Origin of the sequence: Pseudomonas sp. Irchel 3H9, from assembly GCF_900187495.1 — a bacterium.
In the GTDB taxonomy this organism is placed as follows: Bacteria; Pseudomonadota; Gammaproteobacteria; order Pseudomonadales; family Pseudomonadaceae; genus Aquipseudomonas; species Aquipseudomonas sivasensis.
Genome location: NZ_FYDK01000001.1, coordinates 13,240 through 31,992, shown reverse-complemented (window position 1 = coordinate 31,992; position 18,753 = coordinate 13,240). Strand labels below are relative to the sequence as shown.

General features: G+C 60.9%; 13 protein-coding genes and 2 pseudogenes. 7 read left to right on the top strand and 8 right to left on the bottom strand.

Features of this window, described 5'->3' with window-relative positions; genetic code table 11:
* The first annotated feature begins 53 nt into the window (after positions 1-53).
* Positions 54-938 carry a LysR family transcriptional regulator gene (locus CKW32_RS00145; RefSeq protein WP_095183751.1) on the top strand — a complete coding sequence of 295 codons (885 nt, stop codon included), beginning with the start codon at positions 54-56 and terminating at the stop codon, positions 936-938.
* 3 nt (positions 939-941) lie between these two features.
* Here the strand turns inward: CKW32_RS00145 and CKW32_RS00140 are convergent, their stop codons facing one another.
* The 4 genes and pseudogenes from CKW32_RS00140 to CKW32_RS00130 form a co-directional block, all read right to left on the bottom strand.
* Positions 942-1,517, bottom strand: coding sequence for a flavin reductase family protein (locus tag CKW32_RS00140; protein WP_095183750.1), 576 nt, complete (start codon positions 1,515-1,517; stop codon positions 942-944).
* A 60-nt stretch (positions 1,518-1,577) separates the two neighbouring features.
* Positions 1,578-2,009 (bottom strand): annotated as a pseudogene (locus CKW32_RS28755) (methyl-accepting chemotaxis protein); the annotation flags it as partial.
* A 111-nt stretch (positions 2,010-2,120) separates the two neighbouring features.
* Positions 2,121-2,804 (bottom strand): annotated as a pseudogene (locus CKW32_RS28750) (PAS domain-containing protein); the annotation flags it as partial.
* 198 nt (positions 2,805-3,002) lie between these two features.
* Positions 3,003-3,335, bottom strand: a complete 333-nt coding sequence (locus CKW32_RS00130) for a DUF2790 domain-containing protein (protein ID WP_032886058.1) — start codon at positions 3,333-3,335, stop codon at positions 3,003-3,005.
* Positions 3,336-3,560: 225 nt separating this feature from the next.
* Here CKW32_RS00130 and CKW32_RS00125 point away from each other — a divergent pair, with 225 nt between their 5' ends.
* The 3 genes from CKW32_RS00125 to CKW32_RS00115 all read left to right on the top strand — a co-directional run bounded on the left by CKW32_RS00125 (position 3,561) and on the right by CKW32_RS00115 (position 7,277).
* Entirely contained in the window at positions 3,561-4,880 is a 1,320-nt protein-coding gene (locus CKW32_RS00125) for an OprD family porin (protein WP_095184306.1), read from the top strand.
* A 340-nt stretch (positions 4,881-5,220) separates the two neighbouring features.
* Positions 5,221-5,895 carry a heavy metal response regulator transcription factor gene (locus tag CKW32_RS00120; RefSeq protein ID WP_032886055.1) on the top strand — a complete coding sequence of 225 codons (675 nt, stop codon included), beginning with the start codon at positions 5,221-5,223 and terminating at the stop codon, positions 5,893-5,895.
* Positions 5,892-7,277 (top strand): heavy metal sensor histidine kinase, encoded by a 1,386-nt coding sequence (locus CKW32_RS00115; RefSeq protein WP_095183748.1) that lies wholly within the window; start codon positions 5,892-5,894, stop codon positions 7,275-7,277. Before CKW32_RS00120 ends, CKW32_RS00115 begins: the two co-directional genes overlap by 4 nt.
* Positions 7,278-7,860: 583 nt before the next feature.
* Here the strand turns inward: CKW32_RS00115 and CKW32_RS00100 are convergent.
* The 4 genes from CKW32_RS00100 to CKW32_RS00085 all read right to left on the bottom strand — a co-directional run bounded on the left by CKW32_RS00100 (position 7,861) and on the right by CKW32_RS00085 (position 14,834).
* Positions 7,861-10,995, bottom strand: coding sequence for a CusA/CzcA family heavy metal efflux RND transporter (locus tag CKW32_RS00100; protein WP_095183747.1), 3,135 nt, complete (start codon positions 10,993-10,995; stop codon positions 7,861-7,863).
* Positions 10,996-11,013: 18 nt separating this feature from the next.
* Positions 11,014-12,120, bottom strand: coding sequence for an efflux RND transporter periplasmic adaptor subunit (locus CKW32_RS00095; protein ID WP_095183746.1), 1,107 nt, complete (start codon positions 12,118-12,120; stop codon positions 11,014-11,016).
* Between the two features lie 18 nt (positions 12,121-12,138).
* Entirely contained in the window at positions 12,139-13,359 is a 1,221-nt protein-coding gene (locus CKW32_RS00090; protein ID WP_095183745.1) for a TolC family protein, read from the bottom strand.
* Between the two features lie 185 nt (positions 13,360-13,544).
* Entirely contained in the window at positions 13,545-14,834 is a 1,290-nt protein-coding gene (locus tag CKW32_RS00085) for an MFS transporter (RefSeq protein WP_032886045.1), read from the bottom strand.
* A 185-nt stretch (positions 14,835-15,019) separates the two neighbouring features.
* Between CKW32_RS00085 and CKW32_RS00080 the strand changes: the two genes are divergently transcribed.
* The 3 genes from CKW32_RS00080 (at position 15,020) to acpA (ending at position 18,672) form a co-directional block, all read left to right on the top strand.
* Positions 15,020-16,438 (top strand): short-chain fatty acid transporter, encoded by a 1,419-nt coding sequence (locus tag CKW32_RS00080; RefSeq protein ID WP_032886043.1) that lies wholly within the window; start codon positions 15,020-15,022, stop codon positions 16,436-16,438.
* Between the two features lie 130 nt (positions 16,439-16,568).
* A complete protein-coding gene (locus CKW32_RS00075) occupies positions 16,569-16,889 on the top strand; it encodes a hypothetical protein (RefSeq protein WP_095183744.1) in 321 nt (106 codons plus the stop codon).
* 82 nt (positions 16,890-16,971) lie between these two features.
* On the top strand, positions 16,972-18,672 hold the full coding sequence (gene acpA, locus CKW32_RS00070) for an acid phosphatase (RefSeq protein WP_095183743.1): 1,701 nt from the start codon (positions 16,972-16,974) through the stop codon (positions 18,670-18,672).
* Positions 18,673-18,753: the final 81 nt, after the last annotated feature.

The following is an 18,753-nucleotide window of genomic DNA, read 5'->3' as shown; positions in this document are numbered from 1 at the left end:
ATGCGGACCAAGTGATAAATAGCCCTACCACTCTTTCAGTAATGACTTTAATCATGGATCTGAATGCTGTTCGCCTGCTGGTCCGCGTGGCCGAAGCCCGCAGTTTTACCCGTGCGGCGGGTGATCTGGGGCTCACTCAGTCGGGCCTGTCCCGCGCCATCTCACGCCTGGAAAACGAATTGGGCGTGCGCCTGCTGCAACGTAATACGCGCAGCGTCAGCCTGACCCCCGATGGCCAGATGCTCTACGAGCGCAGCGCGCCGCTGCTGGCGGAACTGGCCGAAACCGAAAAGCTGATGCTCGACCGTCGCTGCAGCCCATCGGGCCTGTTGAAAATCAGTACACCTTCATTGTTCGGCCGCAAGGTGGTGATGCCGGTCATCGGCGAGTTGACCTTGCGTTACCCCGAGTTGCGCATCGAAGCCGTAATGACCGACCGCCTGGTGGATATCGTCGATGAAGGCTTCGACGCGTTGTTGCGCACCGGAGAAATCCAGGACCAACGCTTGATCGCCCGCAACCTGGCACCCCTGCGATGGATCACCGTTGCCGCACCCGCCTATCTGGCGCGCTTTGGTACTCCGCAGACAATTGATGAACTCAAGGACCACCACTGCCTCACCGTGCGCAACTTACGTACCGGCCGTATGGTGGATTGGCAATTCATGATCGACGGCAAAGTGCAGGACGTCAGTGTCGAGGGGCGGCTGATCTTTGATATCGGTGATGCGATGGTCGACGGCGCCGTGGGAGGCTTTGGCATTGCCCAGGTAATGGATTTCGCCGTGCGGGATGACCTGGCTAAAGGACGCCTGGTGCCAGTATTGGAGACAGTCGCCGGGCGCAGCCGGGGCATCTCGTTGGTCTACCCGCCATCCCGGCAGTACTCGCCAAAATTGATGGCGTTTGCCGAGGCGCTGGCAAACGCACGCTGGTGAGGCTTAGAGCTGCCGCCCCACAATCGGCTGGCCGATGCTCAGGAAATTGCCGCCGGCTACATGGTGCAAAGTGCGCAACTCATCATGACCTTCAAAGTGCCAGTGGCCTTCACTGAACACCCGCTCGTCGGCATAGGCCGCGACCACTTCGCCGAGGAACAGGTCATAGGTCTGCTGGTTGTGGGGTTCGGGAAGCAGGCGACATTCCAGCCAGGCTACGCAGCCTTCCAGCAAGGGCGCATCGGTGTGTTCACCGCTGAAGGTTTGCAAGCCATACGTGGCGAACTTGTCGCGCTCGGTGCCGGTGGTATTGCCGACTGTCTGAACCAGGTCGGCCTGGGCCGCGCAGGGCACCTGCAGCACGAACGTGCCGGCGCCCTCCAACAGCTGACGGGTCCAGGTGGCCTTGTCCAGCACCACAGCGACTTTCGGCGGTTCGAAGTCCAGCGGCATGGCCCAGGCCGCCGCCATGATATTGCGCTGGCCGTTGTGGGCCGCACTGACCAGCACGGTCGGGCCGTGGTTGAGCAAGCGATAGGCCTTGGACAGCGGAACGGGGCGGCAGTGGGCAGGGCTCATGGAGGATCGGCTCTTCTAAACGGAAAAAACCTACGATACCTCAAGCATGAGCCCTACGGGTCAGGTCGACAGTTGGTTAGCGAATTGCCCCACAGCGCTGACCACCTTCTGTGCGCCGTCCTGGATCTCCACAATCACCGTGCCCGCTTCCGCCGCCAGGGCCAGACCTTGCTCGGCTTGCAGACGGCCGTCGGTCATCAGGGCTACCGCATCGCGGGCCATGTCCTGGTTCTGACGCACCACAACGACGATTTCCTCGGTGGCTTTGCTGGTACGCGACGCCAACTGGCGGACCTCATCGGCCACTACCGCAAAACCGCGGCCCTGCTCGCCGGCGCGCGCCGCCTCGATGGCCGCGTTGAGCGCCAGCAAGTTGGTCTGCTCGGCGATGCCGCTGATGGTCTTGACGATGGTGCCTATCACCTGGGATTGCGCGTTCAGCGCCTCAATGCCTTCACCGGCCTGCTGCATGTGCGTAGCCAGATCGCGCATCACTTCCACCGCCTGAGTCACCACCGTGGTGCCGCGTTGGGCGCTGTTGTCGGTTTGCAGGGAGGTGGTGTACGCAATGTTCGCGGCGTCGGCCACCGTTTGTTCACGGTTGACCTGATCGGTGATCACCGTAGCGAACTTGACCACTTTGTACAGGCGTTCATTGGCGTCCATCACCGGGTTGTAGGTAGCTTCCAACCACACCACATGCCCACGGCTGTCCACACGCTTGAAGCGAGCGGCGACGAACTCACCGTTGTTCAGACGATTCCAGAAGTTCTGGTACTCGGCGCTGTTGTACTCCTGCGGCTCACAGAACATACGGTGATGTTTGCCCTGGATCTGCGCCAGGCTGTAACCCATGCCGCCGAGGAACCGATCATTCGCGGTGAGCACATGGCCGCCCAGGTCGAACTCGATCACAGCGGTGGAACGCACCAGTGCAGTAATCAGGTTTTCATGCTCGCGCGATGCTTCGATGGTGCGGGTCAGGTCGCTGGCGTAAATCGAAAAATGCTTGATGCGCCCATCGGAACTGCGCACCGGCTGCACGATCGAGCGCAGCCACACTTCCAGGCCATTGCCACGCATCAACCGCACAGTGCCAGCGAAGTGCTCGCCACGTCGCAGTGCGTTGTTGAAGCGCTGCTGGAACTCATCCCTGCGTACATGAACTGGCACCAAATCTTCGATGGGGCGCCCCACAATATTGCTCGATTGGTAAGCCAGCTCCTGCAGGAAATTGGCATTCGCCCATTCCACCCGACCTTCGGCGTCCAGCGTCAGGCACAACATTTCGCTTTCCAGGCTCTCCTTAACCTGCTGCAAGCTGGACAATTCTTCGCGAAGAGCCGACAGCTCCTGCTTCAAACGGGTGTTGAACATTGGTCACCGATGGTCAAATGGAGAAAGAAAGATCTGACATGCATCGGCCCTGCGGAGCCTTTCTGAAGCGTACTTTAGTGCCATTCCCGACTCTTTTTTTTGACGCCATTAACTGCCGTTATTTCGACACACGCCCATGACTTGATATTCCAAGGTAGTGAGTGTTCCGCTGGAGTCCTCATAGGTCATGCGCGAGGGCACAGGGTTACAGGCGCGGATCGGCGGTGTGACGTTGACCACCTTGGCAATGTCCAGGTCCATGCCATAGCGATACACCTGCACCTGGGGCGCGGGTTTGCCGTTTTTCTCCGCGTAGGCGGCCATGGCTTTTTCATTGCGCTCCATCATTCGGTCAAAGGTGCGGTCACCGCCGCCTTCGGCCAGTGCCCCGAATGACAACGTAGCGATCAATACACCCAAGCCAATGCGATAAAAGTTCATGGTTAATTCCTCGACTGAAAGTTCAGTGCCGAGACTAACCAACCCACCCTGTCACGATGTTCACCAGAACATTACTTATTTGTTAGGCGGCAGGGAGTTTCCAGAATTGTAATGTTCAAGCCATCCAATCGTTATCCACGGTTTGCAACTATCAGCCCGGGCCAAATCAATAAGAACGCCCACCTCCATAAGAAGCTGATAACTGCCAATACCGAGGAGCGAAACATGCAGATCCGTTATTACACCCTTCCCCTATCACTGTGCGCCGCCTTACCCCTGGCGGCGGTAGCGGTTGAAGACACGCCCGAAGGGTTTATCGAAGGCAGCAGCCTGAACGTGCTGGCGCGCAATTTTTACTTCAATCGCGATGATCGCAAGGGCCAATCCAGCCCGACCGGCAATGGTTATTCGGAAGCCTGGGCCCAGGGTTTGATCGGTAAATTCGAGTCTGGCTTTACCCAGGGCACCGTGGGGTTTGGCCTGGACGCCTTCGCCATGGTCGGCGTGAAGCTCGACTCGGGCACCGGCCGCAGCGGCGGCAAGGGCTCGTTCGGCGTGATGCCGGTGGACAGCAACAACCATCCCGAAGACAGCTACAGCAAAGTGGGCGGCGCGGCGAAATTGCGCGTATTGGACACGGTGATCAAGGCCGGCGACGTGTTCCCGCTTACGCCGGTGGTGGCCTACGGCGATTCACGGGTGCTGCCGGAAACCTTCAGTGGCGTGACCGCGCAGAACACCAGCCTGGAAGGCCTGACCTTGCAGGGCGGGCGCCTGAGCGGCATGAGCCAACCGGCTGAAAGCGGCATGAACAAAGGCTTTGCAACGTTTTACGCAGGCCCCGTGGACTCGCCATGGATCGCCTATGGCGGCGGCGATTACCAGTTCAACAAACACCTCAGCCTAAGCCTCTATAGCAGCCGACTCAAAGACGCGTGGAACCAGTATTACGCGGGCAGCGCGGCCAGTTACCCGCTGAGCGACGACGTCTCGTTGTTCGGCGACGTGAACGTCTATAAGGCTGTGGACGAAGGTAAAAAACTGCTCGGTGAATTCGATAACACCATCTGGAGCGCCCGACTCGGGGTGAAGGTCGGCGCCCACAGCCTGGCCGTGTCCCATCAACGCAACAACGGCGATGACGACTTCGACTACCTGCGCAACTCGGACTCGATCTTCCTCAACAACTCGATCCAGTACAGCGACTTCAACTCGCCCAAGGAACGCTCGTGGATGGTTCGCTATGACCTGGACATGCAGGCCTTCGGCATCCCCGGCCTGTCGTTCATGACCCGCTACGCCAAAGGCACCGGCGCCGATTACAGCAACGCCAACGCGGTGTACATGCGCCGCGATTCAGCCGGCGATCCGCTCACCGATCAACGCCGATGGGAGCGGGATATCGAAGCCAAGTACGTGGTGCAAAGTGGCAACTTGAAAGATCTGTCGCTCAGGCTGCGCCAGGCCACCGTGCGTTCAAGTGCGTTCGAGTCGGACCTGGAAGAAGTTCGCGTGATTATCGAGTATCCGTTGGCCGTGCTCTAGGTGTTCCACTTACATTCAGTTGCCGATGTCGTACATCTGTTCACAAGTTGAAGTCTGTCAGAACTGTAATATCGGCCCCACCTTCTCGTTAAGTTGCACTTTTTATACTGCACATCGAACACACTTCATCTCTGCAGCTTTTGTGTAGCTCCTTTGGAACAGAGATGAATTTTTACGCCCCGTCTGGGGCGTTTTTTTTGTGCGTGTGTTCAGCGACGAATCGTCGCAGCGGCCTGGGCTGCCTTGACCCTAAAGCTACTTCAGGCTTCAGAGTTTTCCTATAGATCCCTCAGAGCCTCTATGAGGCCATCTCCTTTCGTTTCCTTGAAGGTAAATCCCCATGCGTATCCTTGTGGTTGAGGACGAGCAGAAAACCGCCGATTACTTGCAGCAAGGCCTGACCGAAAGCGGTTACGTCGTCGACTGCGCCGCCAGCGGCATCGACGGTCTGCACCTGGCCAGGCAAAACACCTATGAACTGGTGATCCTCGACGTCAACCTGCCCAACACCGACGGTTGGGAAGTGCTGGAGCAACTGCGCCGTGAGGGCAATCAGCGCGTGATGATGCTCACAGCGCGCGGGCGCCTGGCCGATAAAATCAAGGGCCTGGACATGGGCGCCGACGATTACCTGGTCAAACCCTTCGAATTTCCCGAGTTGCTCGCCCGCGTGCGCACCCTGCTGCGGCGCAGTGAACATATCCCGCTGCCGGAGGTGCTGCGCGTCTCGGACCTGGAGTTGGACCCACGCCGGCATCGTGCCTATCGCGGCAACCGGCGCATCGACCTGACCACCAAGGAGTTCGCCCTGCTGCATGTGCTGATGCGCCAGACGGGCGAGGTGATGACCCGCACGCAGATTATTTCCCTGGTGTGGGACATGAACTTCGATTGCGACACCAACGTAGTGGAAGTCTCCATCAGCCGCCTGCGCGGCAAGGTCGATGACCAGAGCGAGGTCAAGCTGATCCACACCATTCGCGGCGTGGGTTATGTGCTGGAAGCGCGCCAATGAAGACCAGCAGCCTATCGATGCGCCTGGGCCTGACGGTCAGCCTGATGGGCGCGGGGCTGGTCGTACTGCTCGCCACCCTCGCCTACCTGGCCCTGACCCACGAATTGGAAAACCTCGCGCGCAAAGGCCTGGAAAACAAGATGGAGCAGTTGGAACACAGCCTGCGCCAGGATTTAAGACCCCACGACATCGCCGCCCGCCCTCACTCGTTGCTGGACTTGGTGATGGGCCACGACAACATCTACCTGACCATCACCGGCACCCAGCCTGACGCGCCGGTGCTGCTCAGCGTTGGCGCCAAACCTCAGCAGCCGCTGTTGCTCGACGCCCCCGCCGGCAAAAACCTGGCCTACGTGAATTGGGTGGACGGTCGCGACAATCGCATCCTCACCGCCACCCACGTGATGCCCTTGCGCGGCGGCGAGTATGTGCGGGTATTGCTGTCGCTGGACCGCTCCGACGATGAAGCGTTACTCAGCGCCTACCTGCGCTCCACGGTGATCGCCTTGCCGTTGTTGTTGATCCTGATCGGCATGGGCGCCTGGTGGCTGGTGCAACGCGGCTTGGCGCCATTGAAGCAGTTCAGCCATGTGGCGGCCCAAGTCACCACCCAGGACCTGACCCATCGGTTGTCTGTGGATAACCTGCCCAAGGAACTGGGCGAGTTGGCACAAGGTTTCAACGTGATGCTCAATCGCCTCGATGCCGGGGTGCAGCAGCTGTCGCAATTCTCCGACGACCTGGCCCACGAACTGCGCGCGCCGTTGACCAACCTGATGGGCAAGGCCCAAGTGACCCTGTCCCGCGAGCGCCCTTCGGACGAGTACAAAGCCGGGCTGGAATCCTGCACCGAGGAAATGGAACGCCTGTCGCGCATCGTCTCCGACATGCTGTTTCTCGCCCAAGTCAGCCACCCGGCGGCACGGGCCGGGTTTGGCGCGGTGTCACTGGGGGACGAAGCGCAGCGGGTGATCGAACTGTTCTCCCTGAGTGCCGAGGACAAGCAGGTCACCCTGAGCCTGCGCGGCGACGCGTGGGTGACCGGGGATCGCCTGATGATCCAGCGCGCCATCTCTAACCTGCTGTCCAACGCGATCCGCCACACGCCCAGCGGCGCCAGCGTGTTGCTGCTGGTGGAAACCTACGACCAGAGCGTGGCGCTGTCGGTGGGCAACCCCGGCCGAGGCATAGAAACGCAGCACCTGCCGCACCTGTTCGAACGTTTCTACCGCGCCGACAGCAGTCGCACCCGCGCCGAAGGCGGCACCGGGTTGGGACTGGCCATCGTGCAATCGATCATGCACCTGCACCAAGGGCACGCCGACGTCAGCAGCCAACCAGGGTGCTTTACGCGGTTCAGACTGGTGTTTCCCCTTCCTTGAACACGCCGTTTTTTAGTGATCAGGCTTGATGTGGTCACCGCACTTGTTGTGGTGAGCGGGCTTATTGTGGTCACCGCACTTGTTGTGCCGAGCGGGATTATTGTGGTGAGCGGGCTTGCCCCGCGCTGGGCTGCGAAGCAGCCCTGAAAACAGACGCTGCAGTTTTTCTTGAAAACCTCGGTAGCCGGATTAGGGCCGCTTCGCAGCCCAGCGCGGGGCAAGCCCGCTCACCACAGACACCACAGAAGCCCCGCTTCAACTACTTCAACCATTGCCCTCTTCCTTGCAATGCGCCCACTGGTACAACGCCGGCAACACCAGCAAGGTCAGCAACGTGATCGGGCTTATTTTGGTCACCGCACTTGTTGTGGCGATCGAGCTTATTGTGATCACCGCGCTTGTTGTGCCGAGCGAGCTTATTGTGGTGAGCGGGCTTGCCCCGCGCTGGGCTGCGAAGCAGCCCCAAAAACAGGCGCTGCGGTTTGTCTTAAAAACCCCGGTAGCCGGATTAGGGCCGCTTCGCAGCCCAGCGCGGGGCAAGCCCGCTCACCACAGACACCACAGAAACCCCGCTTCAACTACTTCAACCATTGCCCTCTTCTTTGCGATGCGCCCACTGGTACAACGCCGGCAACACCAGCAAGGTCAGCAACGTCGAAGAAATAATCCCCCCGATCACCACTGTCGCCAGCGGCCGTTGCACCTCGGCCCCGGTGCCGGTGGCCAGGGCCATGGGGATAAATCCGAGGGACGCCACCAGTGCGGTCATCAACACTGGGCGCAGTCGGGTCAGAGCGCCTTCGTTGATCGCCACCGACAATGAGCGCCCTTCCTCGCGCAGGTTGCGGATAAACGCAATCATCACCAGGCCATTGAGCACCGCCACACCGGACAACGCGATAAAGCCCACCCCTGCCGAGATCGACAGAGGAATATCCCGCAGCCACAAGGCCATGATCCCACCCGTTAACGCGAACGGAATGCCGGTAAACACCAGCAGCCCGTCCTTGAGGTTGTTGAACATCATAAACAGCAAGCCGAACACCAGCAGCAATGCCACCGGCACCACGATGCGCAAGCGCTCGGAGGCTTCCTTGAGCTGTTCGAACTGGCCGCCCCAGGTGGTCCAGTAGCCCGCCGGTACTTTCACCTGATCGGTGATGGCCGCTTCGGCCTCTGCCACAAACGAACCAATATCGCGCCCACGCACGTTGGCGCTGACGATCACCAGGCGCTTGCCGTTCTCGCGGCTGATCTGATTCGGACCGAGCACCAGGTCCAGGCTGGCAACTTGGGACAAGGCAATAAAACCCAGTTGCCCGGAAGCCAGCGCCGGCACCGGGATCAGCAGCCGCGACAGGCCGTCGATATCGGTGCGCAGGGCGTCGGACAAACGCACAACCATGTCAAAACGGCGGTCGCCTTCATACAACGTACCGGCCTGGCGCCCACCGACGGCCACCGCAATAGTGTCCTGCACATCACCGACATTCAGGCCAAAACGCGCAGCCTTGTCGCGGTCGATATTGATGGTCAGCACCGGCAAACCGGAGGTCTGTTCCACCTTCACTTCCGAGGCGCCATCAAGCTTCTGCAAGGTCTCGGCGATTTCCCCGGCGGTCTTATTCAACACCGCCATGTCATCGCCAAACACCTTGACCGCCACATCACTGCGTACCCCGGAGATCAGCTCGTTGAAGCGCAGTTGGATCGGTTGCGACAGTTCATACGCGCTGCCTGGCACGATCGCACTGGCGCGCTGAATGTCCGCAATCAGCGTTTCGCGGGTTTTGTCCGGATCGGGCCATTGGTCCTTGGGTTTAAGCATCACGTAGCTGTCGGAAATATTCGGCGGCATCGGGTCAGAGGCGATTTCTGCGGTACCGGTGCGCGCAAACACCCGCTCGATTTCCGGCACCTGGGCCATCAATACTTTCTCAAGCTGCTGCTGCATCTGCACCGATTGCGTGAGGCTGGTGCCGGGCACACGCAGGGCCTGTTGGGCGAAATCGCCCTCGCTGAGGCTGGGGATAAATTCACTGCCCATGCGGCTGGCCACCGCGCCCGAACCAACGATGGTCAGCAGCGCCAGACCGAACACCAGCGGACGGCGCGTCATCACCCAATCCAGCACCGGCGCGTAGACCCGGCGTGCGCTGCGCATCACCAGATTTTCCTCTTCCTTGACCTTGCCAGTGACAAACAGCGCAATCGCCGCCGGTACGAAGGTCACCGACAGAATCATCGCGCCCAGCAGGGCGATCACGACAGTGAAGGCCATGGGGTGGAACATCTTCCCGGCCACACCGGTGAGGGCGAAGATCGGCAGGTAGACGACCATGATGATCAACTGCCCAAAGATCAACGCACGCCTTGCCTCCTTGGCGGCGGCGAACACTTCGTGCAGGCGCTCGCTGCGGGTCAACAGACGACCGTGGCGCTGTTGCGCGTGGGCCAGGCGGCGGATGGCGTTCTCGACGATCACCACCGCGCCGTCGACGATAATGCCGAAGTCCAGCGCGCCGAGGCTCATCAGGTTGGCGCTGACTTTGTTGGTGAACATGCCGGTGAAGGTGAACAGCATCGCCAGGGGAATCACCATCGCGGTGATCAACGCCGCCCGGATATTGCCCAGGAACAGAAACAGCACCGCGACCACCAACAGCGCCCCTTCAAAGAGGTTCTTCTTTACCGTGGCAATGGCTTTTTCGACGAGGTTGGTGCGGTCGTAGACCGTCACCGCCACCACACCTTCGGGCAGCGAGCGGTTGATGTCTTCGAGTTTTTTCGCCACGGCCTGGGACACGCTGCGGCTGTTTTCGCCGATCAACATAAACACCGTGCCCAGCACCACTTCACGGCCGTTTTCCGTGGCGGCGCCAGTGCGCAGTTCACGGCCGATCTCGACCTGGGCCACATTACGCACGCGAATCGGCGTGCCGTCCGCAGACGTGATGACGATATTGGCGATGTCATCAATGGACGCCAATTGCCCCGGTGCGCGGATCAGCAGTTGCTCGCCACTGCGCTCGATATAACCGGCGCCGACGTTGGCGTTGTTGCGCTCCAGCGCGGTGACGAGATCGTTCAAAGTCAGGTTGTAGGCCGCCAAACGCTTTGGATCTGGGGCGATCTGGTATTCCTTGGCAAAGCCGCCGATGGTGTTGATCTCGGCCACGCCGGGCACGTTGCGCAGTTGCGGCTTGATAATCCAGTCCTGGATCACCCGCAGGTCCGTCGGCGTGTAAGGCGTGCCGTCGTCCTTGAGCGCGCCGTCCTTGGCTTCCACGGTCCACAGGAAGATTTCCCCAAGCCCGGTGGAGATCGGTCCCATCGCCGTTTCGATGCCGCTGGGCAATTGCTCGCGCGCGACTTGCAAGCGTTCGTTGACCAATTGACGGGCGAAGAACAGATCGGTGCCGTCCTTGAAAATCACCGTGACCTGGGACAAGCCGGAGCGCGACAGCGAACGCGTCTGCTGCAAACCCGGCAGACCGGCCATCGCAGTTTCGATGGGAAAAGTAATGCGCTGCTCGGTTTCCAATGGCGAGAAACCAGCCGCCGCCGAGTTGATCTGTACCTGCACGTTGGTGATGTCAGGCACCGCGTCTATGGGCAATTTCTGATAGCTGGCGATGCCGACACCGGCCATCAACAGCACCGCCAGCAGCACGATGATGCGCTGCTCAATGGCGAATTGGATAAGGCGCTCAAACATGGGGAATCACTCGCAGGATCAATGGGCGTGCTCGGCCGAGCCTTTGCCCAGTTCGGACTTGAGGATGAAGCTGCCGACCGTGGCCACCTGCTCGCCGGCGTCCAGCCCCTGGCGCACTTCGACGTAGCCGTTTTCACTGACGCCCAGTTCAAGATGGCGAGTGATAAAACCGTCCGGGGTGCGCACGAACACCGAGGGTTTGTCCTCGACGGTCTGGATCGCTTCCTGCGGTACGGTGACCTTGGCCTGGGCGGTGTCCGTGGCCAGTTGCACCGTGACAAACAGCCCAGGGCGCCAGGCATCGTCAGGGTTGGGCACGCTCACGCGCACGGTGGCGGTGCGCGTTTGCTCGCCGAGTAGATTGCCGACGTAGGCCACGGTGCCGCGCACGTGGGTACCCATTTCCGTGGAACTGACGGTCACCGGTTTGCCGATGCGAACCTTGTTCAAGTCTTTGGGAAACACGCCGAAGGTGACCCACACCTGGGACAAGTCCGAGAGGGTAAAGGCGTTACTGGTTTCGCTCACGACCTCGCCAACACCGAGGTGTTTTTCAACCACCACACCGGCGAACGGCGCACGCAGCTCATACCGATTGCCGCCGACCAACACCGCACTGCCGCTGAGGGCAGTCATCTTCTGGCGGGCATTGTTCAGCGCGATTTCGGCCTCTTGCAGGGACTGGCGCGCCAGCAGGTAATCCTGCTCGGCGGAGATCTTGTCCTGCCATAACTGGCGCTCACGCTGGAAGGTCGTACGCGCCAGTTCCACCCGGCGCTCGCTGGCAGCCAGCTCGCTGCGCTGGTCAGAAATCTGCTGGCTGGCGATCACCGCCAGCAACTCGCCCGCCTTCACTGATTGACCGAGATTGACCTTCACCGACTCCACCACCCCGGCAGCACGCGGGACGATGTGCGAGGTGCGGTCTTCGTCAAACCGCACTTCTCCCGGTAGCGTCAGCAAAGTACTGATCGGCCTGGGTTGGGCCTGGGCAAGTTGAATGCCGGCAGCCTCGATTTGCTGCGCGGTGAGTTCGAGTGCGCCTTCTTCTTCCTCGGCATTTGCCAGGCTGGACAGCATCAGGCCCAAGGCGACGGCAAGCGCCACGCCGTGTTTTCTATTCATAGGGGACTCCAGAAAAAATCAGAACCGGGCGAGGTCGCCGTAAATCCGCTCGATGCGCAGCCAGGCGTCGGTGGCCTGGGAGGTGGCCGTCAGGTATTGGGTGCGTGCCGCAATCAGGGTGCGCTGGGCGTCGAGCACGTCGAGGAAGTTGAACTTGCCCATCTCGAAGCCACGGGTGGCGGCGTCTACCGCGCTTTGGGCGGCGGGCAGGATCTGCTGGTTGAACGCGCGCACCTCGTTATTGGCGGCTTGCCACAGGTCGAGGGCCTGGCGGGTTTCGGTGCGCAGGCGAAGTTCGGCGGCATTGCGCAGATCGCGGGCCTGATCAGCGCGGCGGGTGGCGGCAAGCACGTTGCCCTGGTTGCGGTTGAACAGCGGGATCGGCATCGACACCCCCACCAGGTTCACGCGCTCGCGCACGCTCGCGTCGTATTGGCTGCCGATGGACACATCGAGGTCGGGAATCCGCTGGGCTTTCTCCAGGCCCACATTGGCCTCGTTCTGCAGGATCTGCAGTTCGGCCAGGCGCAGCTCGGTGGTTTGCTCAAGGCGCGCCAGCAATTGCGCAGCGGGCGGCAACGCGGGGGTGGATTGACTTGGCGGGGCGACGGACGCGAAGTCGGCGCTGGCGCTGCCCGTGCTGGCGGCCAGGCGGCGATAGGCGTCGGTAAGGCCGATCTGTGCGCGGTTGAATTCCAGGCGGATTTCCGACAACTGCACTTGTGCGCGCGTGGCTTCCACCGGAGACGACTTGCCTGCGGTGACGCGACCATTGGCGACCACCAGACCACGCTCGGCCAAGGCCAGGGAGCGTTGCGCCAGATCGAGCCGCTCCTGGGCGCGAAGGGCGGCGTAATAGCTGTCGATCACGTCAGTGCGCAGGCTGTTGCGGCGCTGTTCCAGGGTCAGCGCGGCGGCGTCCTGAGTACGGGAAGCGACATCGATGCGTGCACCGCGCTTGCCGCCCAGTTCCAGAGTCTGGCTGAGCTTGATGGTGGTGGTGCGTGAGTCGCGGCGAGTGTCTTCGGCGTCCCAGGAAGCGACCGGATTGGGGATCAGCCCAGCCTGTTGGCGACCGCCCGCAGCGATATCAATTTCCCACTGCGCAGCGGCCAGGTCCGGGTTGTTGGCGAAGGCGTTTTGCAGGGCGCTATCGAGGGTCAGGGGTTGCGCCAGGGCCGCGTTTGCAGCCAACCACAACACTGTCGCCCCCATCAGTTTTTTAACGGAAATTGCCATAACGAGAGTTCCACGGCCATGAAGTCCAAGCGCTGGCAATGTAGCGCTCGCGACTTATCAGGTCGGTGGAGCAAAGATTACAAAATCGACAGCAAGGGCTCTGGGGCGGGCTTTTTCGTTGACGCTGCAAACGACCGTTTCAGTGACCAGGTTGATCAGTGCTCGGGCACGTTCCTAGCTGATCTTCACGCGGCTAACGTGTGACGCTTGCCAAACAGCGCCACACTCGCCACCCCCACTGCCCCCATCACCACGCAATACCCCACGCAAATCCATGGGCTCGTAGGCATTAACGCGATCAGCATCAGCGGTGTGGTGCTCGCCCACAGCGCATAGGCAATGTTGTAGGTAAAGGAAATCCCCGACACCCGCACCTGCGCCGGAAACAGCCCCACCATCACCGACGGCACCGCGCCCACCACGCCGCAGCTCAAGCCCGCCAAGGCGTACGCCGCACCCAGCCACACGCCGCCATTGATCAGGCTGGCGTACAACACCGCGATGCCCATTGGCAGCAACAGGCTGTAAACCAGCACCGCGCGCCAGGCGCCGATGCGGTCCACCAGCAGGCCGGCGAGGACGCAGCCGATGTTCAGGAACACGATGCCCAAGGCGCTCAGGGCGAAGGTGTGGCTGGGGCTCATGCCGAAGGTTTTTTGCATCATGGTCGGGGTGATGACGACAAGGACCACCACCGCAGAGGTGAGCACACAAGTGAGGATCATCGCCGGCAACAATACGGCGCGGTGGTCGCGCAGTACGGTGCGCAGGGGCAGTTCGGCAGCGGCTTGGCGGCGGGCCTGCATTTCGAGGAACACCGGGGTTTCGCTGAGCCAGCGGCGCAGCCATACGCCGATCACGCCGAACACACCGCCGAGCAGGAACGGGAAACGCCAGGCGTAATCGAGGATTTCGGCCGGGGTGAAGACTTGCGCCAGCAGCGTGGCCGTCAAGGCACCTAGCAGGTAACCGAAGGTCAGGCCAGCTTGCAGGAAGCCCAACGCATACCCACGGTGATTGCGCGGTGCGTGCTCGGCGACGAAGGTCCAGGCACTGGGCACTTCGCCGCCCACCGCCGCGCCTTGCAGCACGCGCAGCGCCAGCAGGATCAGCGGGGCGAAATAACCGATTTGCGCGTAGGTCGGCATAATTCCGATCAGCAGGCACGGCAGCGCCATCATCAGGATGCTTAGGCTGAACACGCGCTTACGCCCCAAGTGGTCAGCAAAATGCGCCATCAGGATCCCGCCCAACGGGCGCGCCAGGTAGCCGGTGACGAAGATGCCGAAGCTTTGCAGCAGGCGCAGCCACTCGGGCATTTCCGGGGGGAAAAACAGTTGGCTGAGGGTCAGCGCAAAAAACACGAAAATAATGAAATCGTAGATTTCCAAGGCACCGCCCAAGGCGGCCAGGCCCAGGGTTTTGTAGTCGGAGCGGGAAAAACGCTGCGCCTGTGAGGAAAAGGTGGCAGTCATGTAGAGGCTCGGCAGACAAACAAAATGGCGTGCAGGTTATGAGGTGAGCCGAAGGATGGCAATCGCCGCAGATATATTTGTTTTCCTCATGGATCGATGAAGATAACTGCATTCCCATATCAATGGCCGTGGAGGAACATGCGCGAAAACTGCCGCCCTCATAATAAATACAAGAGGTATGACCCGTGGCCGATGCTATCGAAGAAAGCCGCTATGCCCGATTTGCCCTGCGCTGCTCCAACTTCGCCGAACGCTGGTTCCCTGACTCCTGGGTATTTGCAGCCCTCGCGGTGATCATCGTCGCTGTGGCGACCCTGGGCATGGGCGCTGCGCCCACCGAGGCCGCCAAGGCGTTTGGCGATGGGTTCTGGAGCCTGATCCCGTTCACCATGCAGATGGCCTTCGTGGTGATCGGCGGTTACGTGGTCGCCAGTTCGCCGCCGGCAGTGAAACTGATTGACCGCCTGGCGCGCATCCCCAAGAACGGCCGTTCGGCCGTGGCCTGGGTGGCGTTGATTTCCATGGTCGCGTCGTTGCTCAACTGGGGCCTGTCCCTTGTGTTCGGCGGCTTGCTGGTAAGGGCACTGGCGCGGCGTACGGATCTGCGCATGGATTACCGCGCCGCGGGTGCTGCGGCCTATCTGGGCCTGGGCGCGGTGTGGGCACTGGGCTTGTCGTCGTCGGCCGCTCAATTGCAGGCCAACCCGGCCAGCTTGCCGCCGTCGATCCTGTCGATCACCGGGATGATCCCGTTTACCGAGACCATCTTCCTGTGGCAATCCGGCGTGCTGTTATTGGCGCTGATCGTGGTGTCGCTGATCATCGCCTACGCCACCGCGCCCGGCCCGAACAGTGCCCGTGACGCCAAGGCCTGCGGCGTCGACCCAGCCTTCAACCTGCCCAAGCCGCAAGCACCGACCCGGCCTGGCGAATGGCTGGAACACAGCCCGCTGCTGACCATCTTGCTGGCGCTGCTGGCGGCCGGTTGGCTGTTCCATGAGTTTTCGACCAAACCGGCGATCAGCGCCATCTCGGGACTCAACACCTACAATTTCCTGTTCATCATGGCCGGCGCCCTGCTGCACTGGCGCCCGCGAAGCTTCCTGGATGCCGTGGCCCGTGCAGTGCCAACCACCACTGGGGTGCTGATTCAATTTCCGCTGTACGGCTCGATTGCGGCCCTGATGACGGTGGTTAAAGGCGGCGACGGCCAGACCCTGGCGCACCATATCTCGACCTTCTTCACCTCCATCGCGTCCCACGACACCTACGCGCTGCTGATGGGCGTGTACTCGGCGGTGCTGGGCTTCTTTATTCCGTCGGGCGGCGGCAAGTGGATCATCGAAGCACCGTACGTGATGCAGGTGGCCAATGACCTGCAATACCACCTGGGCTGGGCGGTGCAGATCTACAACGCAGCCGAGGCGCTGCCGAATTTGATCAACCCGTTCTATATGTTGCCGCTGCTGGGTGTGTTGGGGCTGAAGGCACGGGATCTGATCGGTTTTTCGTTTGTGCAGTTGCTGGTGCACACACCGCTGGTGTTGTTTTTGCTGTGGGCATTGGGGACAACGTTGAAGTATTTGCCGCCAGTGATGCCGTAGGTCACGACGTTTCTGATGAAACGCATAGGGGTTGTCCCACGCCATGCGGCGGCAACCCCTGACTCCTCCTGCCCGCGCCCTTGATTAACCTGACCCGGATAAATCCTCACACTAGACCAAGGAATATCCGATGACCCCTCTATCCAAGACCCTGGAAACGCTGCTCAACGAAATTTACCAGGACGACAACGTATCGTTCGTCGAGTACAAGACCCTGCGCGACGAGGCCGATCGGCGCATGGACGCTGTTATCAGGGAGTTCGGCCTGCACAACAACGTGACGGCCTTCCAGAAAGCCATCGATGTGGCCATGCAGTTGCTGCAGACCAGCGTCATCGACGCCAAGAAAGACAAACTGACCGACACGGGCGAGGCCATCGTAAAAGATGCGATAACAGCCCAAGTAGAGTACTTGCGTGCCGGCAGCCAGTTGGCGCTGCGGCTGCTTTAAGCGCCTGTCTTCGTTCCGTCATATTGCGTTGCTACCGTCCTGCGAAATATCTTGCAACAACTCGCCAGCAAGGACTCCCGCAATGAGTGACGAGCACGAAGACCGCCCTTCCCCTGATTCCATCCCCCAACCATCTGTAGACAGCAGCCGCCGGCGTTTCCTGGGTGGTGCGGCGGTGTTGGGGGTGGGTGCGACCTTGAGTGCCTGCGGCAACACCAGCGAAGTGCCCGGAAAACCGGTAGCGCGACCGCTCACACCTCAAGAGCTGGACAAGGCCTTGCACGACCAGGTGAAAACCGTGGTAGTGATCTATGCCGAGAACCGCAGTTTCAACAATCTGTTTGCGGATTTCCCAGGTGTCGAGAAACCGCTCTCCGCGCTTTCCGCGACCGATACTCAGCAACGCGACCGCGACGGCAGCCTGTTGACCACCCTGCCACCGGCCTGGGGCGGTGTGCTGCAAGTCGGCCCGCAAACCGTGGACGGGGTGACCTACCCCAGCGAAGTGCAATTCCAGGAAAACCTGCCCAACGCCCCTTTCGACCTCAAGGGCCCGAGTGGCGAGGACCTGCCCTTGAGCCTTGTCACCCGCGACTTGTGGCATGTGTTTTACCAGAACCAGATGCAGATTAACGGCGGCAAGAACGATGGCTTCGTTGCCTGGGCGGACTCCGGCGGGCTGGTGATGGGCCGTTACGCCCAAAGCCGCTATTCCCTGCGCCTGTGGGACGTGGCCAAGGAGTTTGTGCTCTGCGATAACTTCTTCCAGGGCGCTTTCGGCGGTTCGTTCCTTAACCATCAATACCTGATCAGCGCTACGGCGCCGGTGTATCCGAACGCAGCAGCGTCGGTGGCCAAGGCGCAGATCGCCACGCTGCAAAGCGATGACCCCACCGACACGCGCCTCAAGCCGCTGGAAAAATCTCCAGCAAGCGCCATGACCGGTCCACCGCAATTCGGCCCCAGCGCGCTGACGCCGGACGGTTACGCAGTCAATACCTTGGCCCCGCCCTACTGGCCGACCTGGATTCGCGACCCGCAGAATCCGGACTATTCCAAGCCCGACCTGCCCAACGTGCTGGTGCCACAGACCCACGAGCACATCGGCGACAAGCTGTCGAAAAAAAACGTCGACTGGGCTTGGTACGCCGGAGCCTGGCAAGCGACGCTGGATCAGTTCAAGGATTCGGGAGGTATTCCGAAAATCCCGAACTTCCAATACCACCACCAGCCGTTCAACTACTTCAAAAAACAGGGCCCCGAGAACCGTGCCGAGCGCGACAAGCGCCTGCGCGATGGGGGATTGGGCGATGAGTCCAGCACCAACAAGTTTTTCGCCGATGCCCAGGCCGGCAAGCTGCCGGCGGTGACGTTCTATAAACCCCAGGGCAACCTGAACATGCACGCTGGTTACGCCGACGTGGCCTCGGGCGATCGCCATATTGCCCGCGCCTTGAAGGTACTGCAGGAAAGCCCACAGTGGAAAAACATAGTGGTGGTCGTCACCGTCGATGAAAACGGCGGCTGGTGGGACCACGTCGCACCACCTAAGGGTGATCGCTGGGGCCCTGGCACGCGGGTTCCGGCGCTGGTGGTATCGCCGTTCGCACGTAAAGGCACGGTGGACCACACGGTATACGACACCGCATCAATCCTGCGATTGATCACCCGAGTCTTCCAACTGGAGACGCTGGACGGTCTCAAACAGCGCGATGATGCAATGATCGCCCGTGGCCAGAAGCCCATGGGCGATTTAAGCAACGCGTTGCAGTTCAACGTGTAGGACGCTTATCCAATAGCGACACGCCCGGCGATTTAGCACGCGGTTTTCCTGGTCAGCCGCTACTGTGAGGAGGTGGGCTTT

What these genes read in the sequence shown, in the direction of transcription:
- CKW32_RS00095 (WP_095183746.1), bottom strand. Translation starts at nt 12,120, where the DNA reads ATGAATAGAAAACACGGCGTGGCGCTTGCCGTCGCCTTGGGCCTGATG.
- CKW32_RS00120 (WP_032886055.1), top strand. Translation starts at nt 5,221, where the DNA reads ATGCGTATCCTTGTGGTTGAGGACGAGCAGAAAACCGCCGATTACTTG.
- CKW32_RS00145 (WP_095183751.1), top strand. Translation starts at nt 54, where the DNA reads ATGGATCTGAATGCTGTTCGCCTGCTGGTCCGCGTGGCCGAAGCCCGC.
- CKW32_RS00130 (WP_032886058.1), bottom strand. Translation starts at nt 3,335, where the DNA reads ATGAACTTTTATCGCATTGGCTTGGGTGTATTGATCGCTACGTTGTCA.
- CKW32_RS00140 (WP_095183750.1), bottom strand. Translation starts at nt 1,517, where the DNA reads ATGAGCCCTGCCCACTGCCGCCCCGTTCCGCTGTCCAAGGCCTATCGC.
- CKW32_RS00075 (WP_095183744.1), top strand. Translation starts at nt 16,569, where the DNA reads ATGACCCCTCTATCCAAGACCCTGGAAACGCTGCTCAACGAAATTTAC.
- CKW32_RS00090 (WP_095183745.1), bottom strand. Translation starts at nt 13,359, where the DNA reads ATGGCAATTTCCGTTAAAAAACTGATGGGGGCGACAGTGTTGTGGTTG.
- CKW32_RS00125 (WP_095184306.1), top strand. Translation starts at nt 3,561, where the DNA reads ATGCAGATCCGTTATTACACCCTTCCCCTATCACTGTGCGCCGCCTTA.
- CKW32_RS00100 (WP_095183747.1), bottom strand. Translation starts at nt 10,995, where the DNA reads ATGTTTGAGCGCCTTATCCAATTCGCCATTGAGCAGCGCATCATCGTG.
- CKW32_RS00115 (WP_095183748.1), top strand. Translation starts at nt 5,892, where the DNA reads ATGAAGACCAGCAGCCTATCGATGCGCCTGGGCCTGACGGTCAGCCTG.
- acpA (WP_095183743.1), top strand. Translation starts at nt 16,972, where the DNA reads ATGAGTGACGAGCACGAAGACCGCCCTTCCCCTGATTCCATCCCCCAA.
- CKW32_RS00085 (WP_032886045.1), bottom strand. Translation starts at nt 14,834, where the DNA reads ATGACTGCCACCTTTTCCTCACAGGCGCAGCGTTTTTCCCGCTCCGAC.